26 protein-coding genes are annotated in these 22551 nt (G+C 42.5%); 5 read left to right on the top strand and 21 right to left on the bottom strand.

All coding sequences use genetic code 11. The features are described from left to right. The first annotated feature begins 1 nt into the window (after position 1). From MARGE09_RS10070 to MARGE09_RS21745, 5 genes are all read left to right on the top strand, one after another. Complete coding sequence (locus tag MARGE09_RS10070; protein WP_236987204.1) at positions 2 to 436, top strand: MerR family transcriptional regulator; 435 nt, start codon at positions 2 to 4, stop codon at positions 434 to 436. Between the two features lie 23 nt (positions 437 to 459). Next, positions 460 to 855: a hypothetical protein gene (locus MARGE09_RS10065; RefSeq protein ID WP_236987203.1), complete on the top strand. Its 396-nt coding sequence runs from the start codon at positions 460 to 462 to the stop codon at positions 853 to 855. Continuing rightward, positions 852 to 1418, top strand: a complete 567-nt coding sequence (locus MARGE09_RS10060) for a hypothetical protein (protein ID WP_236987202.1) — start codon at positions 852 to 854, stop codon at positions 1416 to 1418. Before MARGE09_RS10065 ends, MARGE09_RS10060 begins: the two co-directional genes overlap by 4 nt. Positions 1419 to 1534: 116 nt before the next feature. After that, on the top strand, positions 1535 to 4522 hold the full coding sequence (locus tag MARGE09_RS10055) for a Tn3 family transposase (protein WP_236987201.1): 2988 nt from the start codon (positions 1535 to 1537) through the stop codon (positions 4520 to 4522). A gap of 37 nt (positions 4523 to 4559) precedes the next feature. Beyond that, the gene (locus tag MARGE09_RS21745; RefSeq protein WP_420828098.1) at positions 4560 to 4742 is read left to right on the top strand and encodes a GreA/GreB family elongation factor; all 183 of its coding nucleotides are present in this window, start codon (positions 4560 to 4562) and stop codon (positions 4740 to 4742) included. Positions 4743 to 5067: 325 nt separating this feature from the next. Here MARGE09_RS21745 and MARGE09_RS21740 read toward each other — a convergent pair whose 3' ends face one another. The 21 genes from MARGE09_RS21740 to MARGE09_RS09960 form a co-directional block, all read right to left on the bottom strand. After that, positions 5068 to 5259 (bottom strand): tyrosine-type recombinase/integrase, encoded by a 192-nt coding sequence (locus MARGE09_RS21740; RefSeq protein WP_420828093.1) that lies wholly within the window; start codon positions 5257 to 5259, stop codon positions 5068 to 5070. 85 nt (positions 5260 to 5344) lie between these two features. Further along, a complete protein-coding gene (locus tag MARGE09_RS10050) occupies positions 5345 to 5641 on the bottom strand; it encodes a hypothetical protein (RefSeq protein ID WP_236987200.1) in 297 nt (98 codons plus the stop codon). Between the two features lie 189 nt (positions 5642 to 5830). After that, complete coding sequence (locus tag MARGE09_RS10045; protein ID WP_236987199.1) at positions 5831 to 6055, bottom strand: hypothetical protein; 225 nt, start codon at positions 6053 to 6055, stop codon at positions 5831 to 5833. Positions 6056 to 6377: 322 nt separating this feature from the next. Then, entirely contained in the window at positions 6378 to 6683 is a 306-nt protein-coding gene (locus tag MARGE09_RS10040; protein ID WP_236987198.1) for a hypothetical protein, read from the bottom strand. Positions 6684 to 6797: 114 nt separating this feature from the next. Further along, positions 6798 to 7214, bottom strand: a complete 417-nt coding sequence (locus MARGE09_RS10035) for a GFA family protein (protein ID WP_236987197.1) — start codon at positions 7212 to 7214, stop codon at positions 6798 to 6800. 96 nt (positions 7215 to 7310) lie between these two features. Further along, entirely contained in the window at positions 7311 to 8213 is a 903-nt protein-coding gene (locus tag MARGE09_RS10030) for a hypothetical protein (protein WP_236987196.1), read from the bottom strand. Positions 8214 to 8615: 402 nt separating this feature from the next. Next, complete coding sequence (locus MARGE09_RS10025) at positions 8616 to 9407, bottom strand: NERD domain-containing protein (RefSeq protein WP_236987195.1); 792 nt, start codon at positions 9405 to 9407, stop codon at positions 8616 to 8618. A gap of 139 nt (positions 9408 to 9546) precedes the next feature. Further along, a complete protein-coding gene (locus MARGE09_RS10020; RefSeq protein WP_236987194.1) occupies positions 9547 to 9975 on the bottom strand; it encodes a hypothetical protein in 429 nt (142 codons plus the stop codon). Between the two features lie 162 nt (positions 9976 to 10137). Then, on the bottom strand, positions 10138 to 10542 hold the full coding sequence (locus tag MARGE09_RS21735; protein WP_420828092.1) for a GNAT family N-acetyltransferase: 405 nt from the start codon (positions 10540 to 10542) through the stop codon (positions 10138 to 10140). A gap of 161 nt (positions 10543 to 10703) precedes the next feature. Continuing rightward, positions 10704 to 11516 carry a hypothetical protein gene (locus tag MARGE09_RS10015; RefSeq protein WP_236987193.1) on the bottom strand — a complete coding sequence of 271 codons (813 nt, stop codon included), beginning with the start codon at positions 11514 to 11516 and terminating at the stop codon, positions 10704 to 10706. 105 nt (positions 11517 to 11621) lie between these two features. Next, entirely contained in the window at positions 11622 to 11966 is a 345-nt protein-coding gene (locus tag MARGE09_RS10010) for a hypothetical protein (RefSeq protein WP_236987192.1), read from the bottom strand. Between the two features lie 140 nt (positions 11967 to 12106). Beyond that, positions 12107 to 12562, bottom strand: a complete 456-nt coding sequence (locus tag MARGE09_RS10005; RefSeq protein WP_236987191.1) for a hypothetical protein — start codon at positions 12560 to 12562, stop codon at positions 12107 to 12109. Positions 12563 to 12581: 19 nt separating this feature from the next. Continuing rightward, positions 12582 to 13043: a hypothetical protein gene (locus MARGE09_RS10000; protein WP_236987190.1), complete on the bottom strand. Its 462-nt coding sequence runs from the start codon at positions 13041 to 13043 to the stop codon at positions 12582 to 12584. A 347-nt stretch (positions 13044 to 13390) separates the two neighbouring features. Continuing rightward, positions 13391 to 13855 (bottom strand): hypothetical protein, encoded by a 465-nt coding sequence (locus MARGE09_RS09995; protein WP_236987189.1) that lies wholly within the window; start codon positions 13853 to 13855, stop codon positions 13391 to 13393. 311 nt (positions 13856 to 14166) lie between these two features. Then, a complete protein-coding gene (locus tag MARGE09_RS09990; protein ID WP_236987188.1) occupies positions 14167 to 14826 on the bottom strand; it encodes a hypothetical protein in 660 nt (219 codons plus the stop codon). Positions 14827 to 14856: 30 nt separating this feature from the next. After that, positions 14857 to 15252 carry a hypothetical protein gene (locus tag MARGE09_RS09985; RefSeq protein WP_236987187.1) on the bottom strand — a complete coding sequence of 132 codons (396 nt, stop codon included), beginning with the start codon at positions 15250 to 15252 and terminating at the stop codon, positions 14857 to 14859. 213 nt (positions 15253 to 15465) lie between these two features. Then, the gene (locus MARGE09_RS09980; RefSeq protein ID WP_236987186.1) at positions 15466 to 16239 is read right to left on the bottom strand and encodes a helix-hairpin-helix domain-containing protein; all 774 of its coding nucleotides are present in this window, start codon (positions 16237 to 16239) and stop codon (positions 15466 to 15468) included. 74 nt (positions 16240 to 16313) lie between these two features. Further along, a complete protein-coding gene (locus MARGE09_RS09975) occupies positions 16314 to 17426 on the bottom strand; it encodes a DUF3800 domain-containing protein (RefSeq protein WP_236987185.1) in 1113 nt (370 codons plus the stop codon). 38 nt (positions 17427 to 17464) lie between these two features. Further along, positions 17465 to 18850: a hypothetical protein gene (locus MARGE09_RS09970; RefSeq protein ID WP_236987184.1), complete on the bottom strand. Its 1386-nt coding sequence runs from the start codon at positions 18848 to 18850 to the stop codon at positions 17465 to 17467. A gap of 52 nt (positions 18851 to 18902) precedes the next feature. Next, positions 18903 to 20627: an ATP-dependent helicase gene (locus tag MARGE09_RS09965; RefSeq protein WP_236987183.1), complete on the bottom strand. Its 1725-nt coding sequence runs from the start codon at positions 20625 to 20627 to the stop codon at positions 18903 to 18905. Positions 20628 to 20633: 6 nt separating this feature from the next. Beyond that, positions 20634 to 22502, bottom strand: coding sequence for an ATP-dependent nuclease (locus MARGE09_RS09960; RefSeq protein WP_236987182.1), 1869 nt, complete (start codon positions 22500 to 22502; stop codon positions 20634 to 20636). Between the last annotated feature and the right edge of the window lie 49 nt (positions 22503 to 22551).

Below are 22551 nucleotides of genomic sequence, written 5' to 3'. Positions count from 1 at the left end.
CATGTCAAAAGCCGCCGTGTCAAAAGATGTGTCACGATACTTTGAGGTGATCCCCGACTTAGCGGCATTCATGGATGCCGATGGGCTGGCACTTGAATTTCCCCTGACGATCTCGCAACTGGCGAAAGCCGCGCTAACCACAGTGCATACCGTCAGGAATTACGTCTTGGAAAATTTGGTACTTTGCCCCGAGCATTCCGCCGGTGGTTTCGGTTTATACGATCAATGCGCTTTAAACCGGCTGCGCTTCATTCGCGCAGCGCGTGCGGCGGGCCTTCTGATCCTAGATATAAAACCCTTGCTCTACGCCATCAACGAAGGCGACCAGCAAGCCTGTAAAGCGGCCATGCGCGAACTGCAATCCAAAATTGATGAACGCCAGGCTTACTTGCAGGCATTGGATTCACAGCTATCGGAGCTGCGTCAACTGGCCTGATCGCCATAACAAAGGAGTATACGATGTCAGAAAAATGTGAAACCGACCCCCACGACTGGGTAGCCAATAAAGGCCGATTTATTCTCACCTGGGTATTGCCAGCGATACTCATAGTGATTACCGGCGTGATGCAACTTGCACCGTGGATAACCGGCAGTATCTGGGCGATCGCTTTAAGTTGGATGGGATATGCCTGTTTAAGAAATGCGCGTCAATGTGGCCGAATGCATTGTTTTTTCAGCGGGCCATTTTTTCTGGGTTCCGCCATGTTGGCATTGGGTGTTGGGATGCAGTGGATACACTGGCCCACCTTTAACGGACTAGGACTCTTTTTACTGATCGGTACACCTCTGGTTTGCGTGTTACCGGAGATGTTCTGGGGAACTTACAAAGTTGCGACACACGGCAAAGAAGAATGAATGCGATAGCGGAGCGCGCGACAAACTCTATAAAACGCCTCTGGTCACTTGTGGTGTATGCATTTCAATCGCCTGCTCAGGATTCTCACTCAAAACGGCGTACCGCGATCCTCTTTAGTCTAGCACTGGTCGTCCACTTGATTGTCCTACCAGCGCATGTTCTGGGTTCCGATATTGGTTTGCGTTCTTTTGCACATCTTAATCTGAGTATTGCACTATTTGCGTTTCTGTTCGCAACACTGGAGAGCGTGCTCATCAATTTATGGGTTCAACTGATAAGCCAGAAGACCCATTGCAGAACGGCACCAGCGGCGGGCGGCATGTTGATCGGGCTCGTGAGCCCACTCTTGTGTTGTACTCCGCTGCTGCCGACCATATTAAGTTTTGTCGCCATACTGTTTCCTTCTGCTGTTTCTGGTATGGGTCTCAAAATTCAGTATGCTGTCAATGTGTATCAAACGGAACTGTTGCTGCTGGCGTTGGTATTACTGCTGTTTGCGATTGCTCAAAATGCTTGGTATCTCAAATCAAGCCACACGATGGCAGGCCATCACAAGGAATAAAGCGATGAAAGCTTGTTGCGGCCAATCCTGGAATACCCAAATGACGACTAAAAACCTGATAACTATAAGGCGATGCTTTTGCCCAATAATGCATCTGTCAGAGAAGATTTAAGTCGATGGCCGCTATCTATCAGACAGCTTATCCACGAATTAAATCTGATATCACGGAAGATGAGTTAGGGGATGTCTATACACCTACGTCGGAAGATAAAAAGTTTGCACTGCGTCACTGTAAACGAACCAGCGCATCCTTTTTGGGGCTCCTGATTCAGCTAAAAATCACACAGCGATTGGGCCGGTTTGTGAACCTGGGTGAAATACCAAAGGTGATCATCACGCACATTAAAAATCAGTGCCGTTCGCGGGTGACACTGAAGGATCTCCAAACCTATTACACATCGGGCGCGAAGGATCGTCACGTAAAGCTGATTCGACGCCATCTTAATATAAAAGCCTACGATGCGGCCAAGACCTCCGAGTTGGCGCAGATTTGGGCATTGGAGGCAGCGACTACCAAAGAAGCATTACCGGATATCGTCAATGTCACGTTGGAATATTTGGTCAAAGAGCGATACGAGTTACCGGCGTTCAGCGTACTTGAGCGGATATGTCAGGCGGCCAGGGCCGAAGTCAACACTCGGTATTACGATCAATTGTGTGGCTTTTTAGAGTCTGAAAGTCGCCAATGTATCAACGACATTCTTCGATCCAGCACAGGGCTGAATGGTTTTGGTTGGAGCACGCTGAAAAATGAACCCAAACGCCCGACCCCTCGTAATATCCACGCGTATATCCAATACCTGGAATGGCTGACGTCCCTGCAAGCACTTTTGCCCACGGATTTGGGTTTGCCTCCAATAAAACACCAGCAGTTTATCAACGAGGCCAAGGCCCTGGATTACGCCGAATTGATGAAACTAAAGCTGAGCAAGCGACTCGCACTCGTCATCGTTTTAATCCGGCACCAATACGCACAAACACTGGATAACGCCGCCGATATTTTTATCAAGTTGCTGTTAAAAATGGATCGCTCGGCGCAGAAGCTGCTGGAGAAATACCTGGCAGACCATCAAAAGCAAACCGATCATTTGATTTCTGTCTTATCTGGGACGGTCAAGGTGTATCTGGATAAACCGGATTCGGTGACGGCTTTTGATCCGGTACTGGGAAAGAACAGTGATCAGTTGCTGCAAATGTGCGAAAAATATATGGCCTTCGCAGGCAATAACTATTTGCCTTTCATGGTACAACTCTACAAAAAGCAACGATCCACTTTATTCCGCACGATTGAAATACTCAACCTGGCATCGGCCACGGAAGACAAGGACTTGCTCAATGCGTTCCAGTTTATTTTGAAGCACAAAAAGCGTCGCACGGAGTTCCTGTCCATTCAAAGCGAACCGGACGATCCATCTTCCAGAAATGTCATTAATATTCGCTGGATTCGCGAAAGCTGGTGGAAATTAGTTACGGGAAAATCAACCAAATCAGCACAGGTGACGGAGGTTAATAAAACCTGTTTTGAGCTGTGTGTGTTTGAACGGATCGCTGAAGAGCTAAGTACCGGTGACTTGTTCATTCCCTACAGTGAAACCTTCGATGATTACCGGGAGCAGATGATCACCTGGGAAGAATACGAAGCGCAGTTGCCTACCTATTGCGAGGAGGTAGGACTCGTCGCAGGTGATACTGAATTTACAACAACGCTGAAGAAGTCCATGGAAACGAGCTGCCGGAAAGCTGACAGCCAATTCCCGGAGGACGAACTGGTTCGTATTGAAAACGGGAATCTGATTATCGGTAAACCAAAGCCTGATCAACCCTTACCTGAAGTCGAAGAAATTGGAGCGCTTTTGCGCGATCGGTTGGACAAAATCAACCTGCTTGATGTGATTATCAATGTCGAAAAGTGGCTGAACCTGAATAAACATTTTGGCCCGTTGTCGGGCTTCGAATCACGTATCAGCGACCCGGAGTTACGTTTTGTCCTGACCGTGTTTTGTTACGGTACCAACATTGGCCCCACCGAAACCGTGCGATCTGTGCAGGGCGTTTCTCGCAAGCAAGTCGCCTGGCTTAACTTAAAACGCACGACCGAAGCCCGTCTCGATAAAGCTATTGCGAAGATTAATAGCGAGTACAAGAAATACCGGCTCATTGAGTGTTGGGGGTCGGGCAACAGTGTGTCCGCTGATGGAAAACTTTGGGATCTCTACGAAGATAATTTGCTATCTGAATACCATATTCGGTATGGCAGCTATGGCGGCATTGCCTATTACCACGTCTCGGACACCTATATTGCATTGTTCAGCCGGTTTATTCCCTGCGGTGTCTACGAGGCGATTTATATCTTGGACGGCCTACTCAACGATGAATCTGATTTTAATCCGGACACCGTTCACGGCGATACACAGGCGCAATCCACACCCGTCTTTGGGCTGGCGTACTTGCTGGGCATAAAGCTCATGCCCCGTATCCGAAATATCAAAGATCTCAGCTTTTATAAGCCTGATCGGTCCATGGTACTCAAGCATATTCAGTCCTTGTTCAAGGAGCCGATCAAGTGGAATCTCATTGAAAAGCACTATGCGGATATGATGCGAACGGCCATGTCAGTTAAAGCAGGGAAAATCACCGCTTCGACAATCCTGCGCCGGTTCGGCACCAAGAACCGGAAAAACAAGCTGTACTTTGCGTTCCGTGAACTCGGGCGAGTGGTCAGAACCATGTTCCTGCTCGAATACATCACCGACGTTGATCTGCGCAAAACAATCCAGGCAGCGACCTGTAAGAGCGAAGAGTTCAATGAGTTTGCCCGGTGGTTGTTTTTTGCTAATGGCGGGAAAATTCCTGCAAACTTGAGACACGAACAAAGCAAAATCGTTAAATACAATCATTTGCTGGCCAACTTCGCTATCTTATACAACGTAAACGCGATGACCGAAGTGTTCAATCAATTGAAGTCGGAAGGGTACAATATTACCCGCGACATTATGGCCGAATTCTCACCGTATCATTCCGAGCATTTGGGGCGGCTAGGAAGTTTTGAGCTGGATCTAACCAAGCAGGTTAAGCCCATGACTTTTGAATTGCTGGTTGATTAATCCATAATATTCAATCGGTTACGTTAGAAGTGGCTAAATTCAACGCTTTTACCGGCCGGACCTCGTCTACCCTTATGAAAGAGACAAGGAAAAGAGTATTTCTATTCTAACCCCTGCAGGATCAGCATTGATTGGATTATCCGTAGGCCAACGTATCGAGTGGTCACTCACACAAAACAGTGCCCCCACCACAGTCACCGTCAAATCGGTCAGCAACTAAGCTGGTGTCGTGCAATAAGCTGAATAATAGAGTGCAGGCCCCTTTTTAACTCAGGGCAGGCAGGGCTATCTATTTTGGTTACCCTGCCTGCTCCGACCCTATGTACATATTTTGAGACCTGAAAATTATGGTTCTGCGGCCTTCGCAATGTTAAAACCCTGTTCGGTGACTATTGCCACGGCTTCATTCTCAAATTTGCGAGTCACAGATTCGAATTGTTCGGCTCGCAGTCATTTCAACACCTGAATAAAGCGAGAGCATTACCTATCATCGACGCCTCCGCTCGCATTAAACACCCCACACAAGCACGCTTTATCATTTCACCCTAGTGGTAGTAAGCCGCCGTAGTGTCGAGCTTCTCATGGCCCGCAAAGCGCTGGACATCCAAAAGCCCTAAGCTCCTTTTAACAAGGTGAGTGATCCGAGTATGCCTGAGACTGTGGGGCGTTAAATGAGACCATTCAGAATAGAATACCTCACCTGCAAGAAGTTCATCACCATCACTTTGCAGTGACACGACAATATCGCGAACGAATCTCTTAAACTGTTCTTGCCAAGTCGAATCAGCGATCGATGACTCGTTAATAGTGCATGCCTTTTTGCTACCTCGGCCACGATAGTTTCCAAAGGGTGCGTGAGGGCGGGCCTACACCAAAGTTCTTTCCTTCTTCGTTTAATATGGCTTCACCTTCTTCATTTGTGGTGTACATGTATCTCTTAAGCGTCTTTGCAACTTTTCCACGCTTTGGTAGCGGAGTAAGATACTCCCCCAAAAGGCCGTACCCATTATCATCAAAGTCGTCTGGAGACATCGCCGTGTTGAAGTTGTCACCGCAGCGAATTATTTTTCCATCTAGATTAGTAACGACCCTATAGCCGTTCTCTAAAGTATCCGCCATATTCCAACCTCAGTTTGTACTAGCTAGCGACTCTGACTTCCCCGCAAAAAATTTAGTCTTTATTCGCAAAATAAATCACGGCGCCCAGAAAAGAGCACCACAAGCGAACCTATAGCAATTTTATAATCACTGGGGATGAATTGGAGCGGCTCTGAAGCCTCGATAACAGTCACGGGTCATTTTACAAGCTCACAATGATGGTGTATTACTAGGCGAACGAGACGGCTTCGCCTTTTGCTTTTCGTAATCATCTTGCCATGCGCTGGCGCGCTTGGAAAATGCAATTAACTTATCACGCTGTTTCTCTAGGTCAGTTATTTCAACTGCCAATGAGAATATTTCTTGTCGATCATTAGACGCTACTTTGCGAAGCTTTTTGTCTTCGATAAGCGTATTGATTTCATCTATTGTCATTTTCAATGATCCTCTATCTGTGAGTCCGATGTGTTCATCTTAGGCGATTGAATGTTCTGGCGTTTATATACCAACCCCCTGCGAGGGTCATGTGAGGGGTTAGGTATTGGCTTCTTAGTCACTAGTTTTGCATTGCACAACTTGGATAGCACTGGCTTGGAAGTACCTAGGGATAATTGATTAACCCATCTATCAGATGGGATCTTCTCCAACACCTCTCTTTCACGTATTGTTAATTCAATCATAGTGGTCTAATTTTTTCGCTTTTTATAACAAATGCCAGTATTTACATCGGGTCATATTCAACCACGATGTTCGTGAGCTACATATTACGGCTTGCTAATTCGATGAGGTATTCAAGGGCGGTTTCAGCGCGTAGCTTGTTTTGATCAAATAGACCATACACAGCACCATATCCGTTTAAATATTTTCCAATTGTGCATAGGCTCCCACCTTTGTAACCATAGTTTCTTAAATACCCAGTACACTCATCTGACCATTTTTCAATCCAAATGGATGGAAGGCCATAGCCATCTTCGTCAGACACGACTCCGAATTTATCCAAGTGGCATGCTACTTTTCGAATCTGATCAATATCCCAGTTGGACAAATACTCTAATGTAGTCATATTCTATTCTCGGAGGCGTTGTCGTTCACCGCTATTAGCGCATTATATTCGGGCGATATTCTAATCTTGCCTCAGGGGAGAGGCTCAATCAATCCGTTGGTTATGTGGCTTCTATTATGGCTGTCTATTAAAAACTTTCACGCCGGAAGGTATTTGATACCAATTTTGCTTTTCACTTACCCAGATGTGAATCGTCGGATTTATGATGCTTGTATCTGATAGATTGCTAGGTTTGAGCTTCAGTGTATCGGGCTCACTTGGATCAAAGTGATAGATTCTGTTACCACAGGTTGGGCAAAACATTGCTCCACTCGTATTGCCGCTGTCGGCAACTCTGCTCCAGCTCTTCATTTTACCCTGAAATTTAACGCTATCCGTTTTAACCATAGCAGTTATGCTAAATGCACTGGTAGATAATTTCTGACACTCTTTACAGTGGCAGGCAGCAAAGAAAAGCGGTGGTTCAAGCAACTCATACTTTATGTTTCCGCACTGGCATGATCCAGTAATTGGGTATTTCGCTTCACTCACGATATTCACCTAATATTCTTGAATAGTTTAACGCAGGTAGAATGCAACACTTTGGCATCTGGCTCCATTGCTTCGGCCTTTTTAGCCATATTCCAATCACTCTCCAAAGCTGGTTTGATAGTAGTATCTGAGCTTAACTCTATCCAGCATACGCAGCGGATCTTTAGGGGAATGCGCTAACAAGCTGTACCAAGTATTTATATTGGCTGTGTTGTTTGGAAAACTACTGAATAATGCATACATGGATTCATTAGGGATAGACTTTGGATGGTGAATATTTTGAATTATATAGTTAAGATTTTCTGTAAGATTCAATCGTGACATAACATGACCATCGATATTGCGCAGATGGTCATAAGCCATGGAGGATAGGATTATCCCATGAATATTTTTGTGATTTTTAAGAACTCCTTCCTTCTCAAATTTAATTCTCCATTCATCAAGCTCTTCTAAAGAACTCAATGAGAATAAGATAACATTCAAGTCACCAACAGTAGACACTTCATTAAACTTATCGGAGCAGCCTTTAAGAAATCCATCATCACCCGATATCTTTGCGATATCGTTTCCAGCCACACCAACATCAAGTCCTTCTGCAACCTTAGCTATAACATTATCAGCTTCTTTTTTACTCGGAAAAGTATCCTGAGTATATAAATTAAATTCACTTTCCTTTAGCCTTTGCAGCCTCTTGCTCGAATCAGGACACTTAATCTCAATGTTTATTTGTTGTTCGTTATATAGATATGAAATGTCAATATCTTTGCTATACTTGCCTTTTCTCCGAGGAAACCTTGGACTTGAAACTTGGCTTTCGGCGAAGTAGATAATCGGAGATAGCTCCGATACTCCTTGCAAATATTCCGAAATATTGGTGTTTTTTTTGGAAATCCTTAAGGAAATTCCTTTGAACTCCTGAGCGTCGACATGCTCTCGCAATTTCTCCAGTGCACTAGAAACCCACTGATCATATGTAGTGATTTCTTGGTTTATTTCCATGGTCAAAAATCCTAATTGAGAGAGCCAACAGAGCCTGTGCACAGCCGTTGTTTTTCGTAATCACTGCATTCAGCTTTCGATTTATTATCCATGATTGTCACCTTTGAAGCTCATAAAGATCCCACGCCATTCCTCATTCTCCAATACCCATTTTAATACCCAGTCGGATTCGCTATCTTTACGACCGACAGTAATTCCACCGAACTCAGGCTCAGGGAATGGAACGGTCATGACCTGCTCGACCTCATCATCAACAACGATCTTTGGAGGTATACCCCAATCAAATCCTTACCAGATTTCAGCTTCTTCCAAACCGCATTTAAGTTTTCTTGAGCAACTTTCACTTCCAATCACCTTATTAATTTTTCTCGGGTTTAAAACACAGCAACTAAAACTTACCGGTTACTCGTACGCCAAGACTGATCTACACCTCGGAAATGTTGAGCATCCCCAAAACTTTCGCCCCACATTAGCGCCTCTTTTTGACTCTCGAACCACCATCTCTGACCCGCACTTAGGGCAGCTATTTGTAAGTGTTGCCGTTGACTTCTCTTTAGACTGGACGATAGCGCTAACGTGGGCAACATGCTCTCTATTGGTGGTGATCCCGCGCTTAAGTCTTCCAGACTCAATTTCCTTAACAATCTCAATCACTAGCGATGGTTCTAACAGTTTAATGTTTTTCGACTTAATAAACGCTATACAACCCCGAGCAAAGGTGACATTTTCAGGCATCTCAGTTTTGAAGGTACTATCGCCAATAAAAACAATAACAGAGTGAATGTGTTCAGGGTCAAGCTTAAGGATGTCTTCAAGCGTTTTGGTGTGTTTATAGTTCTGATGCAGCGGGTTCTGGAACTTGCTAGTATGCTTGTATATCTTCTGCGTCCACATTTTTTGATTAATTGAGCCGAAAATCCACCCCTTCATGTTTTTAGTCTCAAGGACAAAAACCCCATATTTTGAAACTAGAATATGGTCAATTTGAGTTGTGCCGTCTTCAGTCCGCAACGTAACATCCTTCATCAGATGATAATCATCTTTAGGTAAGAATAGTTTAAGTAACAGATTGACTTGAAATTCACCAAAAAACCCCTTAAACCAAGCGCTTTTCACTACCCCAACTAAAATATAGATAGGGATTAAATACCAAAGTGAACTGTAAATCTGACTCAATATTGGTGATAAGTCCATACGGTTACTTTCTCATGCTTATTGTTTTAAAGCGCCCGTTTTCCGTTATTGGCACCATTTTCCAACCACACCTTATTTTCCCTGGGCAAATCTGACATTGTTCAATATTGAACAGCCGCCCATGGCGTACAGCCAATGGCTACGTAAGCTTAAAGAGTTTGTTGAAGCATGCGACCACATCGTTATAACCATGATCAGATGATTTGATTTTAGGGCCCGCTTTTTGCCCGTCTGGAAATACTGTAGTAATAGCAGCATCAGTATTTGCACTAAAAATCATGCCTGTTTCTAAACTATTGGAAGTCCAGACACCAATGTTTGAACCAAAAGATTCACTATTTACTTCTGCAGCAATAAAGTATAGGTTTTTAAAATTATCTGATTTAAAGGCTACTGATTTCTTCGCGTTGACTGTCGCATCAGGAAATCTTAAGCTAGAAGCTATAATTCCAGCAACTTCAGGCGCATAAATACACTCACTGGCTTGAGCCGAAGGTAAAGCATAAAATCCTAGCGTAGTGACTGCCATGGCATTTCGAATGATTTTATGCACGTTATATTTTTTCATAAAATGTCTTCCTACCTATTAGGATCAGAAAAGTTATCGTATTAAAATTTACTAATTATTTTCAAGAATTGTAACTTTTGTCACCACGTTTTTGGAGCAGTCATTTCCAACCTCGCATATTCCAATGTTGCCTGTGACTCACTTTTCAATAACCGCCGCTGGTTAAACTGTTGTACTCATCAGTTTGGAACTACCTGAAAAGCCAAAATGTTCATATAAGGCATGTGCATCATCGGTAGCTAAGAATTGAAATTTAGAGCACCAACGTGGATCATTATGAATTAGTTCGAACATCCATTTACCTATACCCTTATCGCGATGATCTGGATGGATTATTAGATCGGCGATGTAGGCTACAGTTGCAAAATCAGTTACTACTCTGGCAAACCCAACTTGCAACTCATCTGAGAATAGCGAAAAGCATATACTGTTCTCAATTGATACTTTTATAGTTTCAAGAGGCCTGTCACCGGCCCAGTACGACAGCCTCAAAAGCGACTCAACCTTATCCAGCTGAACATCATTTCGATCATCACTTACTCTGTAGCTTTTGCATTCGTAGATCATAACAGCATTAAAAAATTCGTTTAGTTGGATAGTTAATAGTCAACCATTTCTAGCCTTTCCCAATCACCCAAAGCTGGAGCACATTATATTTCTCGTTGGCGACTCAATCTCTTTTAGCCTCCGCCTTTTCTGGAGGATTAATTTGTCTAATTTGATGTAAATCATGCACTGCCAACATAAACCTGCTGCCCATCGACAAAGGCCCATTTGTACTCCATCGAACGGAAATTCCTTGGGATCGAAATGACCCCACTCTCAAGGTGAACAATAGGATCCCCGTGTACTCCTGTAGCATTCGCAGCAGGAAAGATACGCCAATTCTCATATCTACCCACATCCTTTTTTAGGTATGGTGGATGATATTTAAAGACTAACACATGCACTTTGGACTCACATTCTAACGACTCAATTACGCCAAAAACTATTTCATCTAGACCGTCATCATCCAAATCAACCTGAGCCAGAATGTATTGGTTTGATTCCTTTGGGAGACAAACCTCGCTGTCGGTGTCACTCCCAATATCAAAACTCGGGCTGAGATCAACCTTCTCTCCGTCGCTAAAATATACTTCAAGACGCAAGTTTGTTTGCTCGAAAAAAACACGAGCATATACCGGATAATTTGGCACTTTTTGACTTTTAAGCCTAAAACTCAATCCACTTGAGAACTTTGCAAAATCTCCCTCAATCGCATTCATTGGTCCCGAGCCACGGAGGTACTTAAAGCCCTGCTTTTGTAACCGATAGCTGTCCCACCACGGATGTATTTGATGCTGATAGATCGGTACAAAGCCTATAACAAGAAGTAAAAGAACTATGACCGGTTCGAAGTTCGCATCTGGAAAAATCACCCAGCCAATTGCTAAAAAAATTGCTAATGCTGAGAGTGTTGTTTCAATTGCTTCTTTCGTAAATTTCACCATGCCGACTCCGAGGGTAAAGTCCCAGCGATAACTCCAAAAGCCATCACTCAATGCGTTACTCTTATAATTTCAACTTCTATAGTGTAGAGGAGCGTCTTACGAGCCATAGACTTTTTACAAATAAATAAATATAATTCTCGGCCTATGACTTTGTTTCTATATTTTGATATTATTTAGAGCAAGGCAGGCCCTATTACCTTTGCTAATTAGGTACAAATTTTTGAATTGACACTTATCTTTCCAATTTGAAATATTCCCGCTGTCAGTGATAGTTTCAAAGTACTCTAACTTCACGCTACTCGAATCTTCGAATTGATAGACCTCAACTATTTCACCTTCCCATATTCCGGACCAACCGTCGATAGCCCCAACCATTTGGTACAGCTGTTGGTTTTCCTTTTTAAAACCATTTTTTTCTACATCGCTAATACTTAACCCCCCATCAGTGTTTGAACATGCTGCTGTTAGAGACATCAACAATACTGGCCCAATTAATTTCATATCATTTCCCTCAAAGATAATTTAAACGCTCCCGAATCATCTAAACGTTTCCGATTAGCCAGAAAATTTCTCACATTCCAACCTAACCCTCTGCAACAGCTCTCCGCCAGTAACTCTTCGACAATGTAGTCAAATCACGATCATAAACGCTCGGCTTTGCAATATTTTAGATATTCAGCAAGCCCGACCCAAGTACAGGGACAATGTTCTTCTGCTGCGCCCATAACGCCTTCACAAAATCCAGATTGACTGATCAGCTTCAATCGACTCTCGCTAAGCAAGGGGGCAAAAACGTAATGCTTTTCCGTCGGCTTACTATTTATATTTTTGTATGTCTTCTCGGTATGAAAAATAAATGAAAGGCCTGATCCGACATCGATTGTTTTTGGAAGAGTACTGATAGCCTTTTTTATCTCAGACTCACTTAGCTGCAACAACTTCGACGCCTCTCTTGCAATCTGCGCTTTATCTAGCCCCAAGAAAACCACCTCGTCGAAGCCGAGTTTGGCGCGACCTTCATTAATAATGGCGGCTAGCAACTCCCCGCTAACGACATGATCCTTATAATGATCGAATACTTTGTATAGTATTTGCATGTTCTAATATTCCTCGAGTTCAAAAATTCAGATCAAATAGTATGTTATCGCCCGACAATCTCTTCTTATGGCGAATACTTAGTTTACGTGCCACAGAATTATCCATGTAATCTATCCCCAGAGGAATTAGGCTGACATTCTGGATGCGTTCTATTTCATAAAGAGTTGAAGCTAACGTGAGATCGATTAAATGATCATCACTTTGCAACCAGCAATGCACCATATTTGTTGGTCGAACGACTCCTGACTTCCATTTTTTGATATCATCATCTGAAAAGTACCACTTCCGCTCCCCCTTGTATTCAATCCACCCAACACATAGCTCGATATCTTTACCGAGCGCCTCTCTTGCGGAATTAAGCATAGAATAACTAACAGTGGTGCAATTACCAGCCAACTTTCGACCGACTTGAGGTGTGTTTTCCGCTAATGACTTTGCTTGGAGATATAACGCTTTGTATTTATCGGCCACTGTTGTCATTTCCAATGATCCTCACTCTGTGAGTCCGATGTGTTCATCTTAGGCGATTGAGTGTTCTGGCGTTTATATACCAACCCCCTGCGAGGGTCATGTGAGGGGTTAGGTATTGGCTTCTTAGTCACTAGTTTTGCATTGCACAGCTTAGATAGTACTGGCTTGGAGGTGCCTAAGGATAACTGATTAACCCATCTGTCAGATGGAATCTTCTCCAGCACCTCTTTTTCACGCATTGTCAATTCAATCATGTTAGTCTCTTGGGGCCGGCATTTTTCTATATCGCACTCCAGCGCTTTAAGTCACACACTAGGCATTTCTATTACAGAAGATTGCGAGCATGGCAGTTAATTTCATTTGCTAACATCAACTGCTATCTCTTTCTTTTTGCCATCTTTATGATATCCAATGAAATATGTATCGTAGATTGGGCTGGTGCGAAATGCATTTGTTTTAGGGAAAGATAGCAGCATGAATTCAAAGCGGGCGCATTGACTCTCAAGTAATTTAATTTTATAGAAATCATACATTACTTGTTTATCCTTCTCGCTTCCAAGCCCTCTCTGAGGCACATCAGAATGAGATTCAAGAGTGCTGTGATCAGTCACTTCATACTTGCTTTTGCACTCTGGGCTAGAAGCTCTATGTCCGCCCCAAGAAATATGCTCTTCGTCGATGCGGAACGCATGAAATACGGCCATGCTATAAGTACTCGTTGCGGCCCACCTTCCAATATATCTTTTCACTTCTTCGGCAGTACATGCCGAAGAAAAATGACAAATCGAAGTAATCATGATAATTTTAAATGATATTTTCATCTAATTTCCTAGTAAGCTGAATACATCTTTGTCTAGGTACGCATATTCACTAAACACTCTTTGCTTGAGACTGTTTGCGCCTTATCGTCATATCCCAATACTCTTATTTCTGCCGGCAGTGATGATATCAATTGTGAACACTCTCGCTACGAGACAATGCATCGTCCTGCGCCCGCTTACCCAAGCCTGCTAATAATCTCCATTCTTATCAGCATGATCAGGAAAATAAGAAACCTTCAGTTCGCCCATGTGCGTTCCGTAATAACCCCTTCAGAACCTTTATATTCAACCTTTCGATGCTTGCGGACGTCCTAATTGACGCGACTTTCGAATTTTGGCTTTCTAGCTTCCAGGCTTCGGCAAAGTTTTACAGAGTACCTATGATTCATTACATCCTGAACGTTTATTTTTTCAGCTTCATTTATAAGTTCATTAACTCTTTGTATATATTGTTCAGCCATCATGCTTCCAATGCTGTCTGCATACAGGTATAACTTTTTGATATTTTCAGGATCAATATTGGAGGCCAAAGCTGACTGGAGATAATTCCAATAAACGAGTTTATCTCCTTTTTCATACCTACTTTGATACCGATCAAAGTGAGCTCTTCTTCTATTGTCTTCTTCGGAGAATCTAATTTCAATAAGCTTTTTTGATAGCTCGTTAAACATCAGCTCTAAAGACGCCTCTTCGAACTCCATCTTCTTGTAAAAGCTCTGCACTCGACTTTCATTTGCTAGATCTTTTATTTCCTCTTTTTGTAGCTCAAGCTGCTCCCTCTGAAGCTTCAATTCATTTCCTTGTTGCCTGTAGGTAAGAATCAACCAAAAGAAGGCCATTGGGGCACAAGCGCCAGCCAAGAAATCCCCTAGAGAGTTAAGGTCCAGCGTGCCAATATCTTTGATTATTGCATACACGGTTAATACAAAGAGCCATCCAGCCGTGACTATCATTCCATAAAAATTTGTCATAACTCCTCGTAACATTTCAATTTCCAACCTTTAAAACTTTAACTGCATACAGTTAATAGCACTTCTCGAAGGACGCTTATTTACCGATGGTTGCAGCTTGACTATCAGTAACATCTCAAGTGCTAGGCGATCGGCTGAGTTCCCTAGCTGACAAATTCGAATCCTGTCCACCTTTTTCCACCAATCTTTTTCGATATGCTTGCTGGTTGCATACCTAGCCCTCTTCCGCAAGCTTGTTCCAGTTTGCCCTACATATAAAACATCTGTATTGGATTCAAAAACATAAACACAGCCTGCGCCGGTGTCGTACTGCTTACTCTCCTTTTCAGCTTCATTGGTTTCAATAATTCTCTTGGGAACTTCAACTGCCTTATCATCAAAGAAAGAACTCGATTTGGAAAGACATCTTATTAAGGTATCACTCATTTTCCTGCCATTCCCATTTATACATTTATGCCCGCCTTATGAATTTTTAACCCTCTACTTCACTATATTCTATGAGACTAGCTGTTGATTTTTTATTGGCATTCTCGTCATTAGTTTAGAGCCTCGAATTCCACTCACCTTAAATCTAAACCTTTGGCAAAATAGGCGAAGTTCAGCAGGTGGTATGTTAGCAATCTCGCCTAACTCTCCTTACTATATGGCTGCAATATTAAAATTAACAATAGACTTAACCAGCTCACTTTTTTCTAGTATGTTGTCTGCACTTTTACTCCCAACCCCATCGAGATCAACTAATTGTTTTTTTGTTAGAAGGGCAACGTCCTCAGCTGCTTTATAACCCGACGCTATTAATGATTTTTCGATTCTAGCATTAACATCAAAAATCTGTTTTAAATACCCCTCGTCTCGATAGTGAAAAATCACGACATCCTCGAATGAATAACTAACATCGAGCATGAGAATGTCAATTATGGAAACATAATTACTGTAATATTGTAGTAGTTTATCTTCTATATATTTTAACTGTGGATGCTCTTTCTTGAAATCATCAATCAACTTTACACGCTCAAAAATATTGGTGCTCAGAGAATAAAGATCCTTTATCTCGCTTACAAATTTAATATAATCATCGCGATCAGCGCCATATGCATCTGATGCGCCAACATCATTTCTATCATCAAATAAATATTTACTATTTACTTTGGGTAGCCAAACCCCATGTTGTTGATCTTTGAGAAATTCAGGTATGTTTTCTTCTGCGTCTACACACATACCATTTGCTTTGAGTATTTCAGAGGGGGTTCTAAACAAAAACGTTGGTGAGAATTGTAACCCTTCAGTAATATCCTCGAATCCAGAAGCACTATATGAATTGCTAGCCTCACTCGGTTTAATAGATAACTCCTGAGTTTCGTTGTTACTCGAAGACCGATTACCATCAAATAGGCTTAAAATTTTTCTGAACATATTACCTCCAGTGTGAATCATTAAAAGAAGTCATTTTCCAACATTCTCCTTTCGGCCAAAAGCGGACATTAGACCTATAGTTTAACACCATGTAAAAACCAATTATTTCTTCGTTGCTCGCCCTCGCTACTAACGACATTAAAAAATCCTCTGCTAACATCATCAGAAAGATCAATGATGTCTTTTAACGCTGTAAGCGTCTTGAGTTGCTTGCTAGTTAAACCAGCTTTATCAAGCGATAATTGCTCGTCATTTACATCCTTTAAATAGGAACAATACTTTCCTAAAAAACCAGCAATAACATCGGATATTTGAACCGCCTCACAGTCATGGGATCTAACAAATACATGATTCTGAATTGGTACACCATTTTCTGAAAATAGAAATCCATTAACGTCTTCCTGAATACTCTTTTCTTCATCAAAGATATGCTTGGAGTTTTTAAATAGATACAGATTTCTTAAATAAAAAACCATAAAGCTGGAGATCAATTCTCGACCATGAAATCCTGATATGAACGGTAAGTCTTCGATTTTCAGGGATTCTTTAATCAGATCTTCGAGTACATTCGCTCGAAGATCAGGCAATATGCAACCGTGTATGCGTGTAAAATCGATAAGCCATAGGCAAAACTCATGAGCTTTTTCTTCTGGAACATCAGGATAGTTAAATTCGTGTAGAGCATTTAGGAAGACGCTAGGATTGCTATTTGCAAGCTCATAAAAATCGCTCTTAAGTGACATGTGATTTATGATATAAAAGGGATGATGCAGCTCCCCTATAATTGAATCAATAATGTCAATAACAGACCAGTATATGATATTGAGATTAAAATAATGGATGTAGAATTTGTTTTCGATGAGCCAGCTTAGAATAGTGAAAAGCTTATCAGATTTAAGCATATTCAAAAAATCACCCTTAGCAATATGCTTGAGCTTTAGCTCACGGGCACTTTTTTGAAGATTAAGATTTTTAAAGAGAGCTGAATAATCACTATCGGTACTTAACCCTTTATGTAGTATTCCCGCGAGAATGAAGTTATCTGTCTTGTCAACATTAAGGCCCGTATCTTTCAGATATAATTTTCGGATGTTATTCGTTTCATCATAATAAAATGTATAGACATCACCAGTATTTTTAAGACCATGATGCTGGATGAGAATATCTCTACTTTCATTGACATCCATTTAATTCCCCTTATTTAATTCTCAAAAGAAAGTCAATTTTAGCAATCCCCATAAAAATCACCAATTTCTAAAGTCGGTTCTGACTCATCCTGAATGATGGTTTTCGAACATAAAATAGCCATCTCGTAAAATGAGCTGCAAACAATCTCTCCATTCTTTTCAAACCAATGTGTTGTTTCTGGCAGCAGTTCCCGCTTTACAGGATACTTTGCATACGGGTTATGGAAGACTTCAAGTTCAGCACACCATGGCTCATAACCTAGAGGCCATAATGTCCGGTATTCTTGACTTGTAACATCAAGACAAAAAGGTATGCCTTTCAGAGCATTCGGTCTACGATCAAAAAACTCCCCAATACGAGTGTATTTTAAACTCTTTGTTAATGCACCTGCTGACACCCCAACACGATTGAACTTTGCTATTGAACAAGCATTGGTAAAAAGAATTGCTGATAATTCGCTATGTCGATTATCAGCAAACAGTCCTGCTGGGAATGCAGATTCCCCCAGCAAATTTTTTACAAATTCAGCACAGGCAAACTGTACGCCCGCTTCCGTCTTAACAACAGGGTATGCGCCATACAAATAGCAAATCAGTGCCTCACGGCTCCATGTCATTGAGGAAGGGGCATGAAAATCTGCTAAAGCAATAAGAAAAGGCTTCCCATTAACATGCTCCTGCTCGTGATAATTTCTTTTCAGTTTGTTCCCGATAGTTTTTGCAAACCTTTCTGCCGCGCTTCCCAATAGCCGTTCTTTCCGGTCTTTAGGTGGATCAATTGGAGTACTGTTTACATGGTTATAGCGTTTTTGAGGATTGGCTGTTACAGCCTCAACCCATACTTCACCACCATGCCTATTCTCTATAAAAAAGTCTGGTGATGGATAAGACTGGGAAACCATCAAGCCTTGCTCTCTAAAGCTAGCCAGTAGTTGCGCCTCCCATAAACGGGTATGGAAGTTTTCGGTCTGACAATCGCTAACCCAGTTTGCATCTGGGTTTGGCAGTGAAAGATACAATTGATTCAGCATCCATGCAGCCACATGATGAGTTGGCTGTAATAGAAGCCTAAAAATATCAGATGGTTTTCGGTTTCCTACATCATGTAAAAATGGTCGGGGTGCCGTATTAGGTAGAAGCGGCTCAGGAGGAGCTCCCTCTTTTAACAAAGCAGGAATATGAGTGTAAGCCTCCTCATATGAACAAAAGCTATCGTCACAAGATACTATTGCCCATGTTTGATCTATGCGACGCCTAGCTGCTAACAGACCAAATATTACTCTTGAATCATCATGAGTAATAACAGCATATGCCAAGCCATCATCACTTTGCCATGCCCTAATGGGTGGTGCGCTCCCAAAACCATGACCACGGGGTAAGGCAAGAGCATATACGTCAAATAGAGATTGCGGCAATTCTTTCATACACTAAAGACTTTCAATAAAAATAGACATTTACCTACGCTTTCCGAATATTTCATATTTCAGTAACTTGTACGGTGGCCCCACTGGATGAAATATGCTTTGTTAGTCGTTTCGACTGACTTTTGGGACACGCAAATACAAGTAGCTTTTGGGCACGAGAGGCCGCGACATAAAGCTCCCGAGCATCTTCCGCCATGCGATTATCTAGCTCCTCTTCCAAGTGCGTTAATATTCCTTTTGCTGTGGCTGTGGTTAAAACTACACAAACTCCTTGATACTGCTTCCCTTTGACTTCATGGATCGTCCGAGCACTAATGCCGGGAGCAGGCACTGCCCCAAGAATATCATCGAGTTTTGCTTGATTTTGAAGTTTTTGTGCGATGCTGCTTTCTCCTGTAGGCAGAAAAATACCCAATGAGTTTCGTGCACGAGTAATCCACTCAGCTCGTGTGTCTCCTGCTGCGGCATCAAAGCGAAGCTCCCGGATTATTTTTACGACTTGCCCACGCCAACTTAAGATGTCGATATTTTCTTCTGAAATGACTTGATGATAACTTCGGCCATTCAATTTTTCAGAAATCGCCATGGTTATTAGATGCACATCTGTTACCGCATAAAATTGATCCTTTGGATTATCAGAATAATGAAATTTCATGACCGAGTTAGCGAGTTTCAAACTCAGAGATTGTCCAATATTTCCAGTATATGCTCCAATTGCATTCAATCCGCTACTACGTGTTTTGGCAGTAACTCGGCAGTCTTTTGCGGCAATGCCGTTCTTGTTTGCAATATTTGTAAAAGCTGCGCCTATTTTTTTCGATACACCTTTTCCACCGTAGCTAAGAACATGAACATCTAAATCGTAGTCTTTCAACAAACCTAGAGCTTCGTCTTCAACGCCTCGCTGACGTGGTGCTCGAAGTGTATGCACCACCTTACAAATATTTTGAGATGACCTAAAGTTTCCCGTCAATGGTAACCTCTGATCTTCTGTAAAAGTATCAGCATACTTAAATAGTTCGTCAGATACACCGCCACGAAAACCATAGATAGATTGGTGAGGATCACACACGACCTTGATTGGAATCTTTGCCACATCCTTTAACCAATCGATGATCGACAAATCATCTGGGTTACAATCCTGCGCCTCATCTACAACAATCTCCCCGAAACGTGCACTCAAAATGTCACCTAGACGAGTACTGAACGCCTTGTCCGCAAGATTACTATTTGCTATCCGTCTAACATCGTCAAAATCCAATTGCCCATTTTCGAGCAACTGCGCCCGCAAACTCTGTGCAGCCGCTTCGTGTCGGGCAGGATCACGATTGAAACCCACTTTTCTAGCTTCTTCTGGAATAATTTTTCCGTTAGACCGTTCAAAGCAATCTAGTCGAAGACCTTGTGCTCCAGGAAAGGGAGTTACTATAAGTCCACCAGTGTCGGGAATAATCTTGAGAGATTTATCACATCCATCTAATCCGAATGGCTCCACCATATAGTGCCAAATGAAGCTATCAAATGTTCCAACAAAATGTGGAAAGACGTTAGATGAGAGAAGCCGGTCTTCTGTTAAACGTTCTTGTAACTCTGATATAGCAGCATTTGTAAAAGACAAAAAAGAGAGTCCCAGACAAGCACTTGGTTTTGAAAGCACTGCTCGCGCACGCTCTACAATACAGCGGGTTTTGCCAGCTCCTGGGCACGCAGAGATAAATGCTGAGCCTTCATGCCTAACAATAGCGAGTTGTTCATCTGTAAGTGACAATTCAGCCATCTATTTCTATTCCGCTGAAATCGACTTGATCGCATCTGAAAGATATTTCGGCACTTTGAAGTCTTTACCATCTTCGATTAGCTCGGCAAGGACTTGAGCAAAATCACCTTTTCGTGTTTCCTTAAAAAGAGCATGCATGCTTTCTGCAAGCTTATCGCCCTTATAGGAGACAGCGGTGTCCCATTTCTCTTCTGATTGCGGATGGCACACGATATATGCATCTTTGAGTACATCCTGATTCCCCACAGTCAATAGCTCCGTTTCGAGTGAATAATCATTGATGTAGGTTTCGCAAATTGTTGCGGCATTTGCACCTTTTGCGATTCCATCATAGATGCGTTTTCGGTTCTTGCCAGCAGTTAAACCACTATCAAGAGTCTTCGGTCCATCACCATCAGTAACAATCACAATCTTGTCTGCAATTCGAATGTCGTTTTGAGGTGTAATTAGAAGCTTTACATAAGGTTGAAAATCGACACCATCAATCGGCACAAATGTTGTTGATCTGAATCGGCGAAGAGCAGCCTCATCACCCTTCAACACAATTTTTTCGGCAAGAACCGGAAGGAGCAATGCTTCTGCGATTCCCTCAACAAGAAATATTCGTCCGCCAAACATGAAAGATGCCTTCGTCACATCTATGTATCTGTCGATCTTTCGCCGTTCTTTGTCATTTGTCAGAAGCTCAGCGAGAGAAATCGAGCGTGTTTCTCGACGCGATATTGGCGTTATGTTATCAGCTTCCTTTTCTTTCTCAGTAGCTTCAGTCTTGATGGTTGTGACTTCGTCTATGGTTGCAATATCACTCTTATCCCTAGCACCTAAATCAGCAACAGCGTCCGCTTCGAAAGTAACAGCGCGTAAAAAAACCATATTCTTACTTGGTACGCTAGCGGTCAAATTTGGCGAATGTGTCGCTACTACGACTTGAATTTCACCTCCAGGGGAACCGTCTTCTTTTGGAGTTTTTCTTGATTTGACCGCTTGCCCCTTCAAAAAGGCAAGTACAGCAGCCTGTAATTGCGGATGTAGGTGCGCCTCTGGTTCCTCCACTAGGAAAAGTGTTAAATCGGCGTTGCTGACATTTTCTAGTTCGACCGCAATCGTTGCCATATAAAGAAGATTGGCATAGCCATGACCTGAGTAACTGAGGTCTTCTGGTTCAATGCCGTGGTCAGCGAGACTAAATTTTAGGTCTCTTGCTATGTCGATTAGCTTCTCATCCTTTGAAAATCCTAATGATGCTGTTTGTTGCCGGACACCAGCAGTTAAAGCTTCAAGCCCAACATCAACAGAACCGCCTATCGTTTCCAAAATTTTATGATTAGTAGTGCGGGACAATGCCTTGATAAGGTCGGCAGGATCAGTGTCCTTTAGAAAGTGCCTCAGAAGTGCATAAATCCGCGTTGGATTTCCGGAAGCAAGTGCATATTTAGCATCTCGCAAAGCTGGAAGATAGACATGACGGATCATTTCATGGCTTCCTGCCTCGGGCGTCCGTCCCTCTCTGCCAGCCCAGAGTGCAGGGCGAGGAGGAAAACCACCCTTTGTTTCGTCATATGCTAGGCCAAATATGGCATCTGTCATCGTTTTATCAGAGGTAGCAGATACCAAGCGCCCCTGTTGAGCCTCATTTAAATCAGCGTATCGGGCAGACAACTCAAAGCCGGTTCCCGTATCAAAACGGATATCAGTGAGTTGACAGTAAATATCTCTACGACCGCTTAATGGTGGCGTAATAAGTCGTAGAGCATCTATTGCGTTACTCTTTCCGCTATTATTCTCGCCAACGAGAATTGTCAAATCGGATTGAAGCGAAACCATACTTGATTTGAATGAGCGGAAATTATTTAGCGTTAGTTCTTTCAAATACACGTCACGCTCTCCATTTTTTAGTTATGTTTCTCATCACAGAAAATATCTT

Origin of the sequence: Marinagarivorans cellulosilyticus (assembly GCF_021655555.1) — a bacterium.
GTDB lineage: Bacteria > Pseudomonadota > Gammaproteobacteria > Pseudomonadales > Cellvibrionaceae > Marinagarivorans > Marinagarivorans cellulosilyticus.
Note: the sequence above shows the minus strand (reverse complement) of the source record. Positions and strands in the feature narration are given on the sequence as shown.